General features: G+C 55.9%; 18 protein-coding genes. 13 read left to right on the forward strand and 5 right to left on the reverse strand.

Going from position 1 to position 18,484, the window contains the following annotated elements:
- Window positions 1-3: 3 nt before the first annotated feature.
- Window positions 4-1,209, reverse strand: a complete 1,206-nt coding sequence (gene csdA, locus K5Y32_RS19910; protein ID WP_222185562.1) for a cysteine desulfurase CsdA — start codon at window positions 1,207-1,209, stop codon at window positions 4-6.
- A 206-nt stretch (window positions 1,210-1,415) separates the two neighbouring features.
- Between csdA and K5Y32_RS19915 the strand changes: the two genes are divergently transcribed.
- The 4 genes from K5Y32_RS19915 (at window position 1,416) to rlmM (ending at window position 4,429) form a co-directional block, all read left to right on the forward strand.
- Window positions 1,416-1,640, forward strand: coding sequence for a YgdI/YgdR family lipoprotein (locus K5Y32_RS19915; protein WP_008109575.1), 225 nt, complete (start codon window positions 1,416-1,418; stop codon window positions 1,638-1,640).
- Between the two features lie 333 nt (window positions 1,641-1,973).
- Window positions 1,974-2,891 (forward strand): transcriptional regulator GcvA, encoded by a 918-nt coding sequence (locus K5Y32_RS19920; protein WP_222185563.1) that lies wholly within the window; start codon window positions 1,974-1,976, stop codon window positions 2,889-2,891.
- A gap of 49 nt (window positions 2,892-2,940) precedes the next feature.
- The gene (locus K5Y32_RS19925) at window positions 2,941-3,336 is read left to right on the forward strand and encodes a DUF423 domain-containing protein (protein WP_008109570.1); all 396 of its coding nucleotides are present in this window, start codon (window positions 2,941-2,943) and stop codon (window positions 3,334-3,336) included.
- On the forward strand, window positions 3,329-4,429 hold the full coding sequence (gene rlmM / locus K5Y32_RS19930) for a 23S rRNA (cytidine(2498)-2'-O)-methyltransferase RlmM (RefSeq protein WP_222185564.1): 1,101 nt from the start codon (window positions 3,329-3,331) through the stop codon (window positions 4,427-4,429). The genes K5Y32_RS19925 and rlmM overlap by 8 nt, the downstream gene beginning before the upstream one ends.
- 185 nt (window positions 4,430-4,614) lie before the next feature.
- Here the strand turns inward: rlmM and xni are convergent, their stop codons facing one another.
- The 3 genes from xni to queF form a co-directional block, all read right to left on the reverse strand.
- A complete protein-coding gene (xni, locus tag K5Y32_RS19935) occupies window positions 4,615-5,373 on the reverse strand; it encodes a flap endonuclease Xni (protein ID WP_222185565.1) in 759 nt (252 codons plus the stop codon).
- A gap of 38 nt (window positions 5,374-5,411) precedes the next feature.
- Window positions 5,412-6,776 (reverse strand): nucleotide 5'-monophosphate nucleosidase PpnN, encoded by a 1,365-nt coding sequence (gene ppnN, locus K5Y32_RS19940; protein ID WP_101762010.1) that lies wholly within the window; start codon window positions 6,774-6,776, stop codon window positions 5,412-5,414.
- A gap of 182 nt (window positions 6,777-6,958) precedes the next feature.
- A complete protein-coding gene (gene queF, locus K5Y32_RS19945; protein ID WP_222185566.1) occupies window positions 6,959-7,804 on the reverse strand; it encodes an NADPH-dependent 7-cyano-7-deazaguanine reductase QueF in 846 nt (281 codons plus the stop codon).
- Between the two features lie 62 nt (window positions 7,805-7,866).
- Here queF and syd point away from each other — a divergent pair, with 62 nt between their 5' ends.
- The 4 genes from syd (at window position 7,867) to K5Y32_RS19965 (ending at window position 10,571) form a co-directional block, all read left to right on the forward strand.
- Complete coding sequence (syd, locus tag K5Y32_RS19950) at window positions 7,867-8,415, forward strand: SecY-interacting protein (protein ID WP_222185567.1); 549 nt, start codon at window positions 7,867-7,869, stop codon at window positions 8,413-8,415.
- 591 nt (window positions 8,416-9,006) lie between these two features.
- Window positions 9,007-9,333 carry a YqcC family protein gene (locus K5Y32_RS19955; RefSeq protein ID WP_101762014.1) on the forward strand — a complete coding sequence of 109 codons (327 nt, stop codon included), beginning with the start codon at window positions 9,007-9,009 and terminating at the stop codon, window positions 9,331-9,333.
- The gene (gene truC, locus K5Y32_RS19960; protein ID WP_222185568.1) at window positions 9,333-10,112 is read left to right on the forward strand and encodes a tRNA pseudouridine(65) synthase TruC; all 780 of its coding nucleotides are present in this window, start codon (window positions 9,333-9,335) and stop codon (window positions 10,110-10,112) included. Before K5Y32_RS19955 ends, truC begins: the two co-directional genes overlap by 1 nt.
- Before the next feature lie 12 nt (window positions 10,113-10,124).
- Window positions 10,125-10,571: a flavodoxin gene (locus K5Y32_RS19965; RefSeq protein ID WP_222185569.1), complete on the forward strand. Its 447-nt coding sequence runs from the start codon at window positions 10,125-10,127 to the stop codon at window positions 10,569-10,571.
- Window positions 10,572-10,641: 70 nt separating this feature from the next.
- Here K5Y32_RS19965 and garD read toward each other — a convergent pair whose 3' ends face one another.
- Window positions 10,642-12,201: a galactarate dehydratase gene (gene garD / locus K5Y32_RS19970; RefSeq protein WP_222185570.1), complete on the reverse strand. Its 1,560-nt coding sequence runs from the start codon at window positions 12,199-12,201 to the stop codon at window positions 10,642-10,644.
- Window positions 12,202-12,710: 509 nt separating this feature from the next.
- Between garD and K5Y32_RS19975 the strand changes: the two genes are divergently transcribed.
- Genes K5Y32_RS19975 through garR form a run of 5 tightly spaced genes read left to right on the forward strand, consistent with a single transcriptional unit; the run spans window position 12,711 to window position 18,479 of the window.
- Entirely contained in the window at window positions 12,711-14,057 is a 1,347-nt protein-coding gene (locus tag K5Y32_RS19975) for an MFS transporter (RefSeq protein ID WP_101762584.1), read from the forward strand.
- Window positions 14,058-14,066: 9 nt separating this feature from the next.
- On the forward strand, window positions 14,067-15,407 hold the full coding sequence (locus K5Y32_RS19980; RefSeq protein ID WP_222185571.1) for a glucarate dehydratase family protein: 1,341 nt from the start codon (window positions 14,067-14,069) through the stop codon (window positions 15,405-15,407).
- Window positions 15,408-15,423: 16 nt separating this feature from the next.
- Window positions 15,424-16,755: a glucarate dehydratase gene (gene gudD, locus K5Y32_RS19985; protein ID WP_222185572.1), complete on the forward strand. Its 1,332-nt coding sequence runs from the start codon at window positions 15,424-15,426 to the stop codon at window positions 16,753-16,755.
- A 52-nt stretch (window positions 16,756-16,807) separates the two neighbouring features.
- Window positions 16,808-17,575 carry a 2-dehydro-3-deoxyglucarate aldolase gene (garL, locus tag K5Y32_RS19990; RefSeq protein ID WP_101762587.1) on the forward strand — a complete coding sequence of 256 codons (768 nt, stop codon included), beginning with the start codon at window positions 16,808-16,810 and terminating at the stop codon, window positions 17,573-17,575.
- Between the two features lie 19 nt (window positions 17,576-17,594).
- Window positions 17,595-18,479, forward strand: coding sequence for a 2-hydroxy-3-oxopropionate reductase (gene garR, locus K5Y32_RS19995; protein WP_064738030.1), 885 nt, complete (start codon window positions 17,595-17,597; stop codon window positions 18,477-18,479).
- Window positions 18,480-18,484: the final 5 nt, after the last annotated feature.

Below are 18,484 nucleotides of genomic sequence, written 5' to 3' on the forward strand. Positions count from 1 at the left end.
GGCTTATTCACTCAGTAAGTCGACGGCATGGCGCATGGCGCGCACCAGCGCATCCACGTCCTGCAAATTATTATAGGGGGCGAACGAAACGCGCAGCGTGCCGGTGACGCCCAGCGCCGCCATCAGCGGCTGCGCACAGTGCTGCCCGGCGCGCAATGCGATGCCATGCTCGGCGAGCAGCGTAACGATATCGCTGTGGTGAATGCCGGCAATATCAAACGCCAGCAGGCTGGCATTGCCACAGCGGAAGCTGCGAAAACCGGGGATCTCGCTCAGTTGCTCCTCGGCGAGGCTCGCCAGCTGCTGGCTCCACATTTCGGCCTTTTTGCCATCATGCTGCGCCAGCCACTGCAGCGCGGCACTTAAACCCACCACGCCCGCAACGTTAGGCGTTCCGGCTTCAAAACGCCACGGCACCGGCTGCGGTGTGAAACCGTTAAAATCGACCTGCGTCAGCATCTTGCCGCCGCCTTGCCACGGATCCATCGCTTCCAGCAATTCCGCTTTGCCATACAGCACGCCAATGCCCATTGGACCGTAAAGCTTATGGCCGGAAAAAGCATAGAAATCAATATCCAGCGCCTGTACATCCGGCGGGCAGTGCACCATGCCTTGTGCACCATCGACCATCACTTTGGCGCCGACGTCATGGGCTAAACGGATCGCCTGCGCCAGATCCGGACAGCCGCCGGTGACGTTCGACATCTGGCCAACGGCTAGCAATCGGGTGCGTGAATTGAGCAGTGCTGGCAGCTGCGCGATATCCGGCAAACGATCGGTGCCCAGCGGCCATTTCACCACTTTCGCGCCCGCCGCTTTTGCCACCATCAGCCACGGCACCAGATTGGCGTGATGTTCGGCTTCGCTAACCACGATTTCATCGCCAGCCTGCAGTCGCGGGGCCACCCAGCTGTTCGCCACCAGATTGATAGCTTCGGTGGTGCCGCGCGTCCAGACAATCTGCCGATCGTCCGCAGCATTGAGCCAGCGCGCCACTAATCCGCGCGCCTGTTCGTATTTTTCCGTTAATGCGCGGGCGGCAGCGAACTGGCTGCGATGCACGGTGCCAGCGCTTAAGCTGTAGAACTGTGCCGTTGCGTCGATCACCGCCTGCGGCTTGAGCGCAGTGGCCGCGCTATCAAGGTAGATACCGGCATCGCTCAGCGCGGGAAACTGCTGGCGAAAGGCGCCTGGAGAAAAAATGGTCATACTCAGCCCACTGTTAATCATGTTAGGACCAGGCTGAAAGCTGGCCCGTTGCCTGGCAAAGCTGGAAAAGCGCGTTATGCTAATTATTGCAAGGTTTGAACCGAAACCCGCATAACGCGTCGCTATTCATAGTCGATTTCACTGGCGCTACCTTTGGTGAGCGCATGCGGGTGGTTTAATGCAATCAATCTGCAAGGAGATAGAAGATGAATAAACTCACCGCAGTGCTGGCCGTGTGTACTCTGGCCTTTACCCTGTCCGCCTGTTCCAGCAATTACGTGATGCACACTAACGATGGTCGCACCATCGTCGCCGATGGCAAACCTAAAGTTGATGACGAAACCGGTATGATCAGCTATCAGGATGCCAATGGCAACAAGCAGCAGATTAACCGCTCTGACGTCAAAGAGATGGTGGAGATGGGGCAGTAAAGATATAAAAAAAAGCACCGCAATTTGCGGTGCTATTTAAAATCACTATGGACAGACAGGGTAAATCTACAGGAATTAAAAGCTTGATCTGCAAGCGTCAGATCAAAATGCAAACACAACATCACGACCACAAGCCAAAAGTTCTCCAAAAGTCTGCGATCTCTCGCACGTTTCCAGAAATCTTTTCGTTCCGGCTCAGGAAGTGCGGCAACTATAGGTATTTGCTGGAGCTTCCTCAACGGACAAATTATAATGTCTCGGATTAAAAAAACTAATACGTAGCGACTTTGTATAAGTTGAAGTATTACCTTGTCAATCCGGATACGGAAAACCATGTCTAAACGCCTTCCGCCGCTTAATGCTTTACGCGTCTTCGATGCTGCTGCCCGTCATTTGAGCTTCACCAAAGCCGCTGAAGAGCTGTTTGTTACCCAGGCTGCTGTCAGCCATCAGATCAAATCTCTGGAAGATTTCCTCGGTCTAAAGCTGTTCCGCCGGAGGAATCGTTCGCTTTTACTGACAGAAGACGGTCAAAGCTACTATTTAGATATTAAGGAGATTTTCTCCGCCCTGAACGATGCGACGCGCAAGTTGCAGGCGCGCAGCGCTAAGGGTGCGCTGACCGTCAGTTTGCTGCCGAGTTTCGCCATTCAGTGGCTGGTGCCTCGCCTTTCCAGCTTTAATATGGCTTATCCGGGCATCGACGTGCGTATCCAGGCGGTGGACCGTGATGAGGAGAAATTGGCGGACGATGTTGACGTGGCGATTTTCTACGGTCGCGGCAACTGGCCAGGCCTTAGGGTTGAGAAATTGTATGCCGAATATTTGCTGCCGGTCTGCTCACCGATGTTGCTGACGGGCGATAATCCACTCAAATCGCCGGCCGATTTGGTGCATTGCACGCTGCTGCATGATGCATCGCGCCGCGACTGGCAATCCTATACGCGTCAGCTGGGCGTGCAGCACATTAATGTGCAACAGGGCCCGATCTTCAGCCACAGCGCCATGGTATTACAGGCGGCAATTCATGGTCAGGGCGTGGCGCTGGCGAATAATGTGATGGCGCAGAGTGAAATTGAAGCCGGTCGTCTGGTGTGTCCTTTTAATGACGTATTGGTCAGTAAAAATGCTTTTTATCTGGTTTGTCATGACAGCCAGGCAGAACTGGGTAAAATAGCCGCCTTTCGTCAGTGGATCCTGGAAAAAGCGGCCAATGAACAAGAAAAATTCCGCTTTCGCTACGATCACTAATGCGTTGCTGGCTGCACAGTGATGTGCGCATTACCTTGAGGATTGTTTAATGTCCAGTCGTGCCATGTTTGTTTTTGCTGCCATTAGTGGATTTCTGCTGGTGGCGTTTGGTGCTTTCGGCGCGCATGTGCTGAGCAAATCGCTCGGCCCAGCCGAAATGGCGTGGATACATACCGGCCTGGAATATCAGGCGTATCACACGCTGGCGGTGATTGGCCTGGGTGCCGCTATGCTGCGTCGCGCCAATATCTGGTTTTACTGGAGTAGCGCCGCGATGGCGCTCGGTACCGTGTTGTTCAGTGGCAGTCTCTATTGTCTGGCGCTGTCGCACATGAAGTTTTGGGTTTTTGTTACGCCAGTTGGAGGCTTGTGCTTCCTTATTGGCTGGTTCTTGATGTTGATTGGCGCACTGCGTCTGAAACGAAAGGCAGATCGCCATGAATAAAGTTTTACTCTATTGCCGTCCAGGATTTGAGAAAGAGTGCGCGGCAGAAATCAGCGCGAAAGCGGCTGAGCGCGAGATTTACGGCTTCCCGCGTGTCAAAGATGACTCGGGTTACGTGCTGTTTGAGTGCTATCAGCAGCAAGATGCTGAAAAGCTGATCCAAACGCTGCCGTTTGCCGAACTGATCTTTGCGCGGCAGATGCTGGTGGTGGGAGAGTTGCTGCGCGATCTGCCACCAGAAGACCGCATCACGCCGATTGTCGGCATGCTGACCGGTGTGGTGGAGAAGGGCGGTGAACTGCGGGTTGAAGTGCCGGATACCAATGAAGCGAAAGAGCTCACCAAGTTCTGCCGTAAATTAACCGTGCCGCTGCGTGCCAGCCTGCGTGAAAGCAAAATCCTGCTTAATTACGAAACGCCGAAGCGTCCAGTGGTGCACGTGTTCTTTATCGCGCCGGGCACCTGTTACGTCGGCTTTTCGCTGCCGGAAAACAACTCGCCATTCTACATGGGCATTCCGCGCCTGAAATTCCCCTCCGATGCGCCGAGCCGTTCTACGCTCAAGCTGGAAGAGGCGTTTCACGTGTTTGTGCCTGCGGATGAGTGGGATGAGCGTTTAGCCAGCGGCATGTACGCCGTCGATCTCGGCGCTTGCCCTGGCGGCTGGACCTATCAACTGGTGAAACGCAGCATGTGGGTTTTTGCGGTGGATAACGGCCCGATGGCACCAAGCCTGATGGATACCGGACAAGTCACGCACTGCCGCGAAGATGGTTTTAAATTCCGTCCGCCGCGTACCAATATCAGTTGGCTGGTGTGCGACATGGTGGAAAAACCGGTGCGCGTAGCGAGCCTGATGACCGAATGGCTGGTGAACGGCTGGTGCCGTGAGGCGATCTTCAACCTCAAGCTGCCTATGAAAAAGCGCTACGAAGAAGTGACGCAGAACTTGGCGATGATTGATGACGCGCTGAAAGCGCAGGGCATTAATGCCCAGATTCAGGCGCGTCAGCTGTATCACGACCGCGAAGAAGTCACCGTTCACGTACGTCGACTGTGGGCGGCGGTTGGCGGCCGTCGCGACGAGCGCTAGTCCTGCTTCGTACTTTCCGCTACAGCGGTCCTGCTTCATACTTTGCACTACAGCGGCGTTGGCTGCGCTTGCTCGCCCCGGTCACATACTGATGTATGCTCCCGGGGACTCTCGCACTTGCCGCCTTGCTGTAGCGCAAATTATTTCGCAGGACATTGTTGTAGGGGCGCCATTTATGGCGACCGCTATTTCGTTTGATATCTCAAAGTATTGAGATTGCCCTGCAATACCAAATCCCGCTTTAACGTCGAGACTTTCCGGCAAATTTCTGCAATTTCCCGCTGTTCCTGCAATTTTCCCTGCCACTTGCTTGGTACCTGATCCCATTGCTGATAGATCGCATCCAGCGAGCCAAACTGCATCAACAACTCGCGGGCGCTTTTCGGGCCAATGCCGGGCACGCCGGGAATTTTGCTGCTGCTGATACCACACAATCCCCAATAGTCGGGCAACTGGGCGGGCGTTACGCCAAACTCTTGCTCGATAAAAGGCACATCCAGCCAGCGCTTCTGGAAATAGTCACGAATACGAATGTTGGGTGCCAGCAGCTGGCAATAACCTTTATCGGTCGAGACAATGGTTGCCTGATGACCGGCGTCAGCCATTTTCACCGCCAGCGTGGCGGCGAGATCATCGGCTTCGTCTAAATCGGCCACCCAGCAGCTCACGCCTACTGCGCGGAAGGCGTCCTGCAACGCGGGCATCTCCAGATGCAAATCCTCCGGCATCGGTGGGCGACCCGCTTTGTAATCCGGTAATAGCTGATGGCGCCAACCGGGCTGACGCTCATGGCTATCAAACACCGCCACCACGTGCGTGGGTTGTGTATGTCCCAATAACTGATGCAAGGCGGCAACGCAGCTGTCGCGGCATGGCGAACCCTGAACAGCGTGCAGACGGCGAATCAGATTGAGTGCATCAATGATAAGAAGATGAAGCGACATAGCGATAGCGGCAGCCCGCAGGCTGCCTTCCTGATGGGTTATTTGATGATTTCGTAGCAAGGCGTGTAGGCGCTGCCCGGCAGCTTCATGCGCTGCTGCGCAACAAAGCCCTGCAGCAGTTCGTCCATGCGGTGCATGAGATTGGCATCGCCGTGCAGTTTGTACGGGCCTTTCTCGCGAATTTCACGAATCCCGATCTCTTTCACGTTACCCGCCACAATACCGGAGAAGGCGCGACGCAGATCCGCCGCCAACAGTTCGGCAGGCTGATCCGGGAAAAGCTTCAGGTTTGCCATATTCTCGTGCGTCGGCAGGAAGGGCACCTGCAATTCGGGTGCGATACGAATCGACCAGTTGAAGCTGTAGGCATCGCCGGTTTCGCGGCGATACTCTTTCACCTGCGGCATGGCTTTTTTCATCAGACGCGCCACTTCAGCGGCATCATCAATGATGATTTTGTAGTGCTTGCGTGCGGCTTCGCCCAAGGTGTTGACGATGAAATCATCCAGCACGCGGAAGTAGTCGGCGCTCTCTTTGGGTCCGGTCAGAATCAGCGGCAATACCTGATCGCTGTTGTGCGGATTCATCAGAATACCCAACAGATAGAGCAGCTCTTCTGCGGTGCCCACGCCGCCAGGGAAGATCACAATGCCGTGGGCGATACGCACAAAGGCTTCAAGGCGTTTTTCGATATCCGGCATGATGATCAGCTCATTGACCAGCGGATTCGGTGGCTCGGCGGCAATGATTGAGGGTTCAGTCAGGCCGATAAAACGGCTGTCATGATAACGTTGCTGCGCATGACCCACCGCCGCGCCTTTCATCGGTGCTTCCATCACGCCAGGTCCGCAACCGGTACAGATGTTGAGTTCGCGCAGGCCCATTTGTGTGCCGACGTTGCGGCAATATTGGTATTCCACCGCATTGATTGAGTGGCCGCCCCAGCACACCACGGTATTCGGATATTCGCCGATGTGCAGTGCACGCGCGTTACGCAGAATCGAAAACACCTGATTGGTGATATGCGCAGAGTCTTCCGGCTCCTCGTTCTGGTAGCGTTCTGTTGCCGCCAGTTGTCCGTTTACAAACAGAATGTCGCGCAGCACGGCAAACAAGTTTGCCTGCAGCGAACGAATAATCCGGCCATCAACAAATGCCTCTTCCGGCGGGTTGATCAGCTCCAGTTTCACACCGCGCTCACGGCGCAACACGTTGATGTCGAAGTTTTCAAAACGCGAAAGCAATTCCTGGCTGCTGTCGGTCTGGCTACCGGAGTTGAGTACCGCAAGAGAACAGTTACGAAACAGCTGATAAAGGTCGCTGCTAGCGGTGCGCTTCAGCATGTCGACTTCAAGCTGGGAGAGCAGATCCATCGAGCCAAGCGGGCTGATATGTGTAATCAAGAGAACTCCTTTACACGCAAATGCGTGGCTGATGACGCTGCGCTTAACTTATTAACGCAGCGACGAAAATCCCTGGTCGCGCATGCTTCGATCGCGCCTTCAACAGAGTAACGTTGTCCGCTGTGAATGCTCAAGGGGAACCGCGCATCCGTGCAGCGGCCTGCGAGGCGTCTCGCAAACTATTACTGGCGAACCAGGCGAGAAAATCCCGGAGAGAAGGGCACGTTACTGCGCCACGGATTGATATCCAGACCGCCGCGCCTGGTGTAACGTGCATAGACGCTCAGGGCTTCTGGCTGACAAAATCGCTGAACGTCGTTGAAAATGCGCTCAACGCACTGCTCATGAAACTCATTATGCTGACGGAATGAGATCAGATAACGCAGCAGCGCTTCTCGATTGATACGCGGGCCTTTGTAGCGAATCATCACCGAGCCCCAATCGGGCTGATTGGTGATTAAGCAGTTCGATTTCAGCAGATGACTAACCAGCGTTTCTTCAACGATTTCGCGGCCTGCAGCCTGCGCGAGATAATCCGCATTGAAGGCGTAATCGTGGATTTCGATATCCTGCTCATCAATCACTTCGCCACTGAAGTGGCCGATCGGCTGGCCTTCCACTTCGCTGAGACGAAACAGGGCCACGCTGACCTGACCCTTCGCGCAGGCGCTGAGATCGCGCTCCAGCGTCTGGCGCACTTCGCCCCAGTCGGCGAAAACTGTCTGATTAAAACTGTTAAGATAGAGCTTGAAACTCTTCGACTCGATCAGGTTTTGGCTATCGGCGCTAAGCACCACTTCGCCCACCGCCACCTGCGGAACGCCTTTGCTGTTGAGCCAGGAGAGTTCGTACAGCGTCCAGATATCTGCGCCAGTAAACGGCAGACTATCGGGATACAGCCCCAGCGGCTCACGGTTAAGGCTGCGCGGCACGGATTGCAGCAGCGTGTTATCGTAGCGATCAACATAAGCCGTGGGCTTACCTAAGGTCAGGCCGCTTAATGCCTGATCCCGGTTTTCAGAAGACATAACAGTTACCACTAAATTTCATCAAAGTGGTTAAGTGTAACCTAACACTTGCGAGAATATGAATGATGCAGCAAACCGTAGATGCTCTGCGTGAGTTTACCGCCCGCTACGTTGAACATTGGCAGCAACAAACCGGACATTTTCCCGCCAGCGCCGATCTGCTTGGCGTGCCCTCCGACTGCATTATCAGCACGCTGGATGACCGCGTGTTGTGGCAGCCGCAGCCGTTTACGTTACCGGCCACGCTTGAAGCGGTAGAGCGTGCGCTGGATCTGCAACTGCAACCAGAAATCAGTGCGTTTTATACCAGCCAGTTTGCAGGTGATATGACGGCAACCTTTGAACAGCAGCCGATTACCCTGCTGCAGGTATGGAGTGAAGCGGATTTCACTCGCCTGCAGGAAAACCTGATTGGTCATTTGGTTATGAAGCGCCGCTTAAGACAAGCGCCAACGCTGTTTATTGCCACCACCGACTCAGAGAATGATGTGATTGCGCTGTGCAATCTTACCGGCGAGGTCATTATTGAGGAGCCTGGCACTAAAAAGCGTGAAGTCCTGGCAATATCGGTTGAGAATTTTCTTAATGCTTTACAACCGGTTACTCAGTGATTTGCAGATTTTTAGGCTGCGATTTGTGAGAGATCTCTCACGTTACGTGTGAGAGATCGCTAGATCATTGCGCAGACTTGCGGCAGCCCTAAATGTAAAAATATTGTGAATCATGAACTTATGGCATCAATCTGAAAATTAAGACAGGACTCAATCCATTAACGCTTCTTACTGGCTTGTTATTGCGATGGTTTCTGGGAGAATAGTCACCACTGGCAGGATGCTGGGGATTAAGAGACGTTCAGGAGAATGTCAGCCATGAGGCGGGAACGTAACGGAGTTTACGGCACAAGGAAGGCTTCAGGACGAAGCAGGACACTCAGGATTGAGTATAAAGGACACCTCCAGGACGGAGAATGAGAGCCACGCGGAACGTGGTGGGCCAGGATGCTAAGGACCAATGTCATGATGACAAGCGACGGAAAGCGCAGGAAAAGTTGTCATGGATGAGCAGGGAGCACAGCAGTAGCTGGAATGCTGCAAACGAAAACCGGGAGCACTGTAATCACAGTGCTCCCTTTTTTATGCCATTTTTACGCCGGGCGTGACTGATGGTATGCTTGCCGCCCAATTTTTCTCTGGAGGTGGCGCATGTCGTCGCAAATGATTTTTCAGCGCCTGCAGCAGGTCGAAGCGGTGATGCGTGAACACGGCCATTGGCAGTCACAATCGCCCGAGGCGGGCGCCTTCGCCAGTACCGAACCTTTCTGTCTTGATACCATGGAGCCGCTGCAATGGCTGCAATGGGTATTCATGCCACGTTTTTATGCGCTGCTCGAAAGCGGCGCGCCGTTGCCGCAGAATTTTGCCATCGCTCCCTATTATGAAGTCGCATTGCCAGCCGACACGCCGGGCTATGCGGTGCTATTGCTGACGCTCAACAAGTTTGATGCGCTGTTCCAGGAACCTTCCGCCTAATGCTCGAAATCCTTTATCAAGATGCGTGGCTGGTCGCGGTGAATAAGCCGGCCGGCTGGCTGGTGCATCGCAGCTGGCTCGATCGCAATGAAAAAGTGGTGGTGATGCAAACGGTGCGCGATCAGATTGGCCAGCATGTGTTTACTGTGCACCGCCTCGATCGCCCAACGTCCGGCGTGTTGCTGATGGCCTTATCGAGTGAAGTCGCCCATTTACTGGCGCAGCAGTTTGAACAGCACCAGATGCAGAAAACCTATCATGCGGTGCTGCGCGGCTGGCTGGAAGGCGGCGCGACGCTGGATTATCCGCTGGTGGAAGAGCTGGATAAGATTGCCGACAAATTTGCCACCCAGGAACCTGTTGCCCAACCGGCTGTGACAGATTACCAGGCGCTGGCACACGTTGAGATGCCGGTCGCCATCAGCCGCTATAACACCGCGCGCTATACGCTGGTGGAGATGGCGCCGCACACCGGGCGTAAACATCAGCTGCGTCGCCACATGGTGCATCTGCGTCATCCAATTATTGGCGACAGCGCGCACGGCGATCTGCGCCAGAATCGCGGTGCGGCGGCACATTTTGGCCTAAATCGCCTGATGCTGCACGCCAGCGCACTCAGCTTTACCCATCCCGTTACCGGCGAGCCCTTAGTGATTCGCGCCGGGTTGGATCGCGTCTGGCAGCAGATGCTTGAGCAGTTTGGCTGGCAGGATCAGATCCCTGATGTTCCCAGGGTTGAGTTTGCCAATGATGCAGTCCAGGATAAGCCGACAGAATAAAGGAGCGGCAAGATGGCAAAGATTGGCATTTTTACAGGTACGGTTTACGGCAATGCGCTGCTGGTAGCGGAAGAAGCACAGACGGTGTTGGAAGAGCAGGGCCACGACGTGAAGGTGTTTGAAGATCCGTCGATGGCGGATTGGCAGGCATACAGCAAAGAGGTGGTGTTGATTGTCACCTCAACCACCGGCCAAGGTGACTTCCCGGATAACATCGCCCGCCTGTATGTTGCGGTGCGCGATGAGCTGGGTTATCAGCCAGAATTGCGTTACGGCGTGATTGGCTTGGGTGACAGCAGCTATGACAATTTCTGCGGTGCCGGTAAAACCTTCGATGCTACCTTGCAGGAGCAGAGCGCGCAGCGTGTCGGCGAGGTGCTGCTGGTGGATGCGACGGAAGATCCGGAGCCAGAATCAGTGACCTCACCTTGGGTGGAGAGCTGGGGTAAGTTGCTGTAATGAGTGAGGTCGCCATGAATGGCGACCCTACAGAAGCGTTATAGGGTTGGCATTCATGCCAACCTGGTCATCACGTCACCGGCGCCGGATTAAACACCGCCAGCTGATTACGAATCCCCCAGCGATCCGACCACGTCTGCTTGCGCCCGCTGGCAATATCCAGAATCAATTCAAACAGTCGCCAACCGACCTGTTCAATACTCTCTTCACCCGTCGCGATGGTCCCGGCATTAATATCCATCAAATCATGCCAGCGTTCGGCCAGCGCATTGCGCGTTGCCATCTTGATCACCGGAATGGCCGCCAAACCGTAAGGCGTGCCGCGCCCGGTGGTGAACACCTGCAAGGTAATGCCTGATGCCATCTGCTGTGTGCCACACACGAAATCGCTGGCTGGCGTGGCCGCGTAAATCAGCCCGCGTTTGGTGGGGCGCTGTCCTGGCGACAACACTTCAACGATCGGGCTGCGACCTGACTTCGCAATCGAGCCCAGCGCTTTCTCCACCACATTCGCCAGCCCGCCTTTTTTGTTGCCCGGCGAAGGATTGGCGCTGCGATCGGTTTGGCCCTGGCTGAGATAATCGTCATACCACGCCATCTCTTCCAGCAGCCGTTTGCCGACCGCTTCATCCACCACGCGCGGTGTCAGCAGATGGATGGCATCACGCACTTCGGTCACTTCCGAGAACATCACCGTTGCGCCGCAGCGCACCAGCAAATCAGAAGCAAATCCCACGGCGGGGTTCGCCGTTACGCCCGAGAAGGCGTCGCTGCCGCCGCACTGCGTGCCGATCACCAGCTCTGAAGCCGAACAGGTTTCGCGCTGACGTTGATTCAGCTTTTTCAAATGGCGTTCGGCGACCTGCAGGATTTCATCCACCATCGCGCCGAAGCCCACCAGTCGCTCATCCTGCAACCGCACAATATCGTTGTCATCCAGCGAAATTGCCTGCACGTCGGGTGTGCCGGTCAGCAGTCTTTCCGGCTGTAACTTCTCGCAGCCGAGGCTGACGATCATCACTTCGCCACCGAAATTGGGATTCAGTGCCAGATTATGAATGGTGCGAATCGGCACCACCGCAGCGGGCGCATTGATTGCCACGCCGCAGCCATACAGATGATTCAGCGCCACCACGCCATCGACGTTGGGATAGCGCGGCAGCAAATCACGCTCAATGATCTGCACCACATAATCCACCACGCCCGCTACGCAGTGAACGCTGGTGGTGATGCCGAGCAGGTTACGCGTGCCCACGCTGCCATCCGCGTTGCGATAGCCTTCGAAGGTATAACCTTCCAGCGGCGGCAGCGCGGGCGGCACATTGTTTGCCAACGGCAAACTGTTGAGTGGCGGCGCTTCGGGCAGCGCTACCAGTGATTCTTCAATCCAGCTACCTTGTGGGATGGGGCGCAGCGCGTAGCCAATCACTTCACCGTAGCGCAGGATCGCGCCCGCTTGTGGGATGTCGCTCAGTGCGACTTTATGTCCCTGCGGCACATGCTCAGTCAGTTGCAGTCCGTCGTCGAAACGGGTGCCGGACGGTAATCCCTGATTGTTGACCACGATCGCCACGTTATCGGCATCGTGCACTTTGATATAGAGCGGTTTTTCTGTCAGAGGACGGTTCATTGCTCACCTTCCAGTTCGTCGCACCGTACGTAGCAGCGCGGTTTAAAATACGTCCATCACGTCATCGTTTTTTGCCAGCCTCAGTATATGCAGGGGTATTTGCCGTATGCATTGTGCAACTGACTGGCTTTAAGGAGATTTATCAGGGGAATTTGGTTCGTTTATCCAAACACAAGTGAAGGGACTCACAAACTGCCGTTGTCCTGTACGTTAACCAGGCAAAATCAGGGAGCAAAAAAGCGTTCCGTGAGCCAAGCCGCAGCGTTATGTGCAGATGCCATAAAATCATTATCATTTGACCTTAATCCTCATGCTTTCTTCCAATGTTTCGCCGCCAGGCTGTTCCTATACTGATTCTCGTTCTTAAACGTTAGGTTATTCGTCACGACGCATCATCGTATTGCCAAATATAAAAATCGCCGTGTTTAACCCGACTTCATTCTGATACCCAACGCGATGTGTATGCAGTCAGAGTGGATGTAGCGTTCGCTATATTTCAGGAGTGCATCATGAATAGTTTCAGCCAGACAGCGGAAGCAGTGCAAAAGCGCACTAATGCCCGTTACTGGATTGTGGTGATGTTATTTATCGTCACCTCGTTCAACTACGGTGACCGCGCAACCATTTCGATTGCCGGTTCGGCGATGTCCAAAGAGATCGGCCTTGATTCGGTCGGCCTTGGCTATATCTTCTCCGCCTTTTCCTGGGCGTACGTGATTGGGCAGATTCCGGGCGGCTGGCTGCTCGACCGCTTCGGCTCAAAACGCGTCTACTTCTGGAGCATCTTCCTCTGGTCGCTGTTTACCTTGCTGCAAGGCTTCGTCGATCTGTTCAGCGGTTTTGGCATTATCATTTCGCTGTTCCTGTTGCGCTTCCTGGTCGGCCTGGCTGAAGCGCCATCCTTCCCCGGCAATAGCCGCATTGTTGCGGCCTGGTTCCCGGCACAGGAGCGCGGCACCGCCGTCGCAATCTTTAACTCGGCGCAATACTTTGCCACGGTAATCTTCGCGCCGATCATGGGTTGGCTGGTCTCCGAAGTGGGCTGGGCGCACGTGTTCTGGTTCATGGGCGGATTGGGCATCATCCTCAGCTTTATCTGGCTGAAAGTGATCCACGATCCCACCGATCATCCGGGCGTTAACAAAGCCGAGCTGGAGTACATGGAGCAGGGCGGCGCGCTGATCAACATGGACGTCAAAAAGGATGACCGCAAAGTGAGCTGGAGCGAGAAGTGGTTCCAGATCAAACAGCTACTGACCTCACGCATGATGCTGGGCATCTATCTCGGCCAATACTGCGTCAACGCCTTAACCTACTTCTTTATTACCTGGTTCCCGGTGTATCTGGTGCAGGCGCGCGGCATGTCGATTCTGAAGGCCGGCTTTATTGCCTCGATTCCCGCGGTGTGTGGCTTCCTCGGCGGCGTATTGGGCGGCGTGATTTCTGATTACCTGATGCGTAAAACCGGTTCGCTGAACATCGCGCGTAAAACGCCGATTGTGCTCGGTATGCTGCTCTCCATCTCGATGGTGATGTGTAACTACACCGACACCGAATGGGTGGTGGTGTTCTTTATGGCGCTGGCATTTTTCGGCAAAGGCATTGGTGCGCTGGGTTGGGCAGTGATGGCAGATACCGCCCCGAAAGAGATCAGCGGTTTGAGCGGCGGCTTGTTCAACATGTTCGGTAACTTCTCCGGCATCGTCACGCCAATTGCCATCGGTTACATCATCGCCACCAGCGGATCCTTCGAGGGCGCGCTGATTTATGTCGGTATCCATGCCTTTGTCGCCGCATTTAGTTTCCTGGTGATTGCCGGCGATATCAAACGCGTTGAACTGAAAACCAGGCCATAAGGACGGAATATGACTACGCAAAGCACGCCGGTCATCACCGACATGCAGGTGATTCCGGTTGCCGGTTACGACAGCATGCTGCTCAACATCGGTGGCGCGCACAGCGCCTGCTTCACCCGCAATATCGTGGTGCTCACGGATAGCGCGGGACACACCGGCGTCGGTGAAGCGCCGGGCGGGGAAACCATCTACCAAACGCTAGTTGAGGCGATTCCGCAGGTAAAAGGTCAGCAGGTTGCCCGCATGAATCGTCTGGTGCAGCAGGTGCACAAAGGCAATCAGTCGGCGGATTTCGATACCTTCGGCAAGGGCGCGTGGACCTTCGAGCTGCGCGTCAATGCGGTGGCCGCGCTGGAAGCGGCGCTACTGGATTTACTCGGCCAATGTCTCGGCGTGCCGGTGGCGGAACTGCTCGGTCCGGGCCAGCAGCGCGATGAGGTCACGGTGCTCGGCTATCTGTTCTATCTCGGCGATCGTCGCAAAACCGATTTGCCGTATCTGACCGGCGAAAATGCCAGCCACGACTGGTATCACTTGCGTCATCAGGAGGCGCTGACGCCGGAATCTGTGGTGCGTCTGGCGGAAGCGGCGCAGGACAAATATGGCTTCAAAGATTTCAAACTCAAAGGCGGCGTGCTGCCGGGCGAGCAGGAGATTGAGTCGGCGGTGGCGCTAAAAAAACGATTCCCCGATGCGCGCATCACCGTCGATCCCAACGGTGCCTGGACGCTGGATGAAGCCATTCGCTTGTGTAAAGGCATGGGCGATGTGCTGACCTACGCCGAAGATCCGTGCGGTGCCGAGCAGGGTTATTCTGGCCGCGAAGTCATGGCCGAATTCCGCCGTGCGACGGGGTTGCCGGTCGCCACCAACATGATCGCCACCAACTGGCGCGAGATGAACCACGCGGTGATGCTCAATTCCGTCGATATCCCGCTGGCCGATCCGCACTTCTGGACGCTGAGCGGCGCGGTGCGCGTGGCACAGCTGTGTGACGACTGGGGCCTGACGTGGGGCTGTCATTCCAACAACCACTTCGACATTTCGCTGGCGATGTTCACCCACGTAGGTGCAGCTGCACCGGGTAAACCGACCGCCATTGATACGCACTGGATTTGGCAGGAGGGCGATCAGCGCCTCACCAAAGAGCCGCTGCAGATCCGTAACGGCAAAATCGCCGTGCCGGATAAGCCGGGCCTTGGCGTCGAGCTGGATTGGGACCGCCTGCATCAGGCCAACGCTTTGTACAAATCGCTGCCGGCGGGCGCACGTAATGACGCCACCGCGATGCAGTATCTGGTTCCCAATTGGTCATTCGACCGCAAGCGTCCAGCATTTGGTCGCGGCTAAGTCTAAGGAGCAGGAAATGAGTCAGACACCGAAAATTACATCGCTGCAGGTCATTCCGGTGGCCGGTTACGACAGCATGTTGCTCAACCTGAGCGGCGCGCATTCACCGTTTTTCACCCGCAATATCGTCATCATTAAAGACAATGCCGGACATACCGGCGTGGGTGAGATTCCGGGCGGCGAAAAGATTCGTCAGACGCTGGAGGATGCGGCGGCGCTGGTGGTGCAGAAAACCGTTGGCGAATACAAAAACATCCTCAACCTGGTGCGCAGCACCTTTGCCGACCGCGATTCCAGCGGGCGCGGCAACCAAACCTTTGATTTGCGTACCACCATTCACGTGGTCACCGGCATCGAAGCGGCGCTGCTCGATCTGCTGGGACAGCATTTAGGCGTGAACGTCGCCTCGTTGCTCGGCGATGGTCAGCAGCGCGACCGGGTAGAAATGCTCGGCTATCTGTTCTATGTCGGCGACCGTAAGAAAACCTCGCTGCCGTATCAGAGCCAGGAAAATGATAAATGCGATTGGTATCGCCTGCGCCACGAAGAAGCGTTGACGCCGGATACGGTGGTGCGCCTGGCGGAAGCGGCCTATGAAAAATATGGCTTTAACGATTTCAAACTGAAAGGCGGCGTGCTGCGCGGTGGCGAAGAGGCTGAAGCGGTGACGGCGCTGGCGAAGCGCTTCCCGCAGGCGCGCGTTACGCTTGATCCTAACGGTGCCTGGTCGCTGAACGAAGCGATTCTGCTCGGTAAGCAGCTGAAAGGCGTGCTGGCCTATGCGGAAGATCCGTGCGGCGCTGAGCAAGGCTATTCCGGTCGCGAAGTGATGGCGGAATTTCGCCGCGCCACCGGCATGCCGACTGCTACCAACATGATCGCCACTGACTGGCGTCAAATGGGCCACACGCTGTCGCTGCAATCGGTCGATATCCCGCTGGCCGATCCGCACTTCTGGACGATGCAGGGTTCGGTGCGCGTGGCGCAGATGTGTCACGACTTCGGCCTGACGTGGGGCTCGCACTCTAACAACCACTTCGACATCTCGCTGGCGATGTTTACCCACGTTGCCGCCGCCGCACCGGGCGCGATTACCGCTATCGATACCCACTGGATTTGGCAGGAAGGCAATCAGCGCCTGACCAAAGAGCCGCTACAGATTAAAGGCGGCATGGTGCAGGTGCCGCAAAAACCGGGTCTCGGCGTCGAGCTGGATATGGATCAGGTGATGCAGGCCAACGCGCTGTATCAGAAACACGGTTTGGGCGCGCGCGATGATGCGCAAGCCATGCAGTTCCTCGTACCGAACTGGACCTTTGATAACAAGCGTCCGTGCCTGGTGCGCTAACTTTTCCGGCTCCCCGCGCGGGAGCCTGCTGTAACCGACAGGAGTGAAGACAATGAGCAATGCCTGGCCGAACCCTTTTCGTCGCCGTTTGCTGGCAGGAGAAACCCTGATTGGCAGCTGGTGCGCGCTGGCTAATCCCCTTACCACTGAAGTGCTGGGCCTGGCGGGCTTTGACTGGCTGGTGCTGGATGGCGAACACGCGCCGAATGACATCACCACCTTTGTGCCGCAGCTAATGGCACTGAAGGGCAGCCACAGCGCGCCGGTGGTGCGTCCGCCGTGCAACGAACCGATCATCATCAAGCGCTTGCTGGATATCGGCTTCTACAACTTCCTGGTGCCATTTGTGGAAACCGAGGAAGAAGCGATTCGCGCGGTGGCATCTACTCGCTATCCACCGGCGGGCATTCGCGGTGTGTCGGTTTCACACCGCAGCAACATGTACGGCACGCTGCCGGATTACAACAGCACCATTAACGACAACATCACGGTGCTGGTGCAGATCGAAACGCAACAGGCGGTGGACAACATTGATGCTATCGCCGCGGTGGAGGGCGTCGATGGCATCTTCGTTGGGCCGGGCGATCTCTCGGCCGCGCTCGGCTATCTGGGCCAGCCTGCGCATCCCGAAGTATTGAAAGTGATTAAACACGTCTTCGAACGCGCCAAAGCGGCGGGGAAACCGAGCGGCATTCTGGCGCCGGTGGAAGCCGATGCGCGCCGCTATCTGGAGTGGGGCGCCAGCTTTGTGGCGGTAGGCAGCGATCTGGGTGTGTTCCGTAACGCCACGCAGGCGCTGTGTGACAAATTTAAAAAATAACTGACTGAGAGGAAAGGCAATGAAAATTGGATTTATCGGCCTCGGCATCATGGGCAAACCGATGAGTAAAAACCTGGTGAAAGCCGGTTATTCGCTGGTGGTGCGCGACCATAATGTTAGTAACGAAGCAGAGTTGGTGGAGCTGGGCGCCACCGTGGCCAAGACGCCAAAAGAGGTGGCTGAACAGGTGGATGTGTTGATCACCATGGTACCGAACTCGCCACAGGTTAAAGAGGTGTGCCTCGGCGCTAACGGCATCATCGAAGGCGCGAAGCCGGGCCTGATTGTTATCGACATGAGTTCCATTGCGCCGTTGGCCAGCCGCGAAGTGCACGATGCGCTGGCGGCGAAAGGCATCAAAATGCTCGATGCGCCAGTCAGCGGCGGCGAGCCGAAAGCGATTGAAGGCACGCTGTCGGTGATGGTGGGCGGCGATAAAGCGGTGTTTGATCAGTGCTACGACATCATGAAAGCGATGGCGGGTTCGGTGGTCCACACCGGTGACATTGGTGCGGGGAATGTGACTAAGCTGGCGAACCAGGTGATTGTGGCGCTTAACATCGCGGCGATGTCAGAAGCGCTGTCGCTGGCGACCAAAGCGGGCGTTAATCCTGAGCTGGTTTATCAGGCGATTCGTGGTGGTCTGGCAGGCAGCACCGTGCTGGATGCCAAAGCGCCGATGGTGCTGGATCGTAACTTCAAACCGGGCTTCCGCATCGATCTGCATATCAAAGATCTGGCCAATGCGCTGGATACCTCGCACGAGATCGGTGCGCATCTGCCGCTGACTGCCGCAGTGATGGAGATGATGCAGGCCCTGAAAGTGGATGGACAGGGCACTTCCGACCATAGCGCGCTGGCCTGCTATTATGAAAAATTAGCGAAAGTTGAGATCACCCGGTAGTGCAA

The sequence above is a fragment of the Pantoea sp. DY-15 genome, assembly GCF_019795935.1.
Classification (GTDB): domain Bacteria; phylum Pseudomonadota; class Gammaproteobacteria; order Enterobacterales; family Enterobacteriaceae; genus Pantoea; species Pantoea leporis.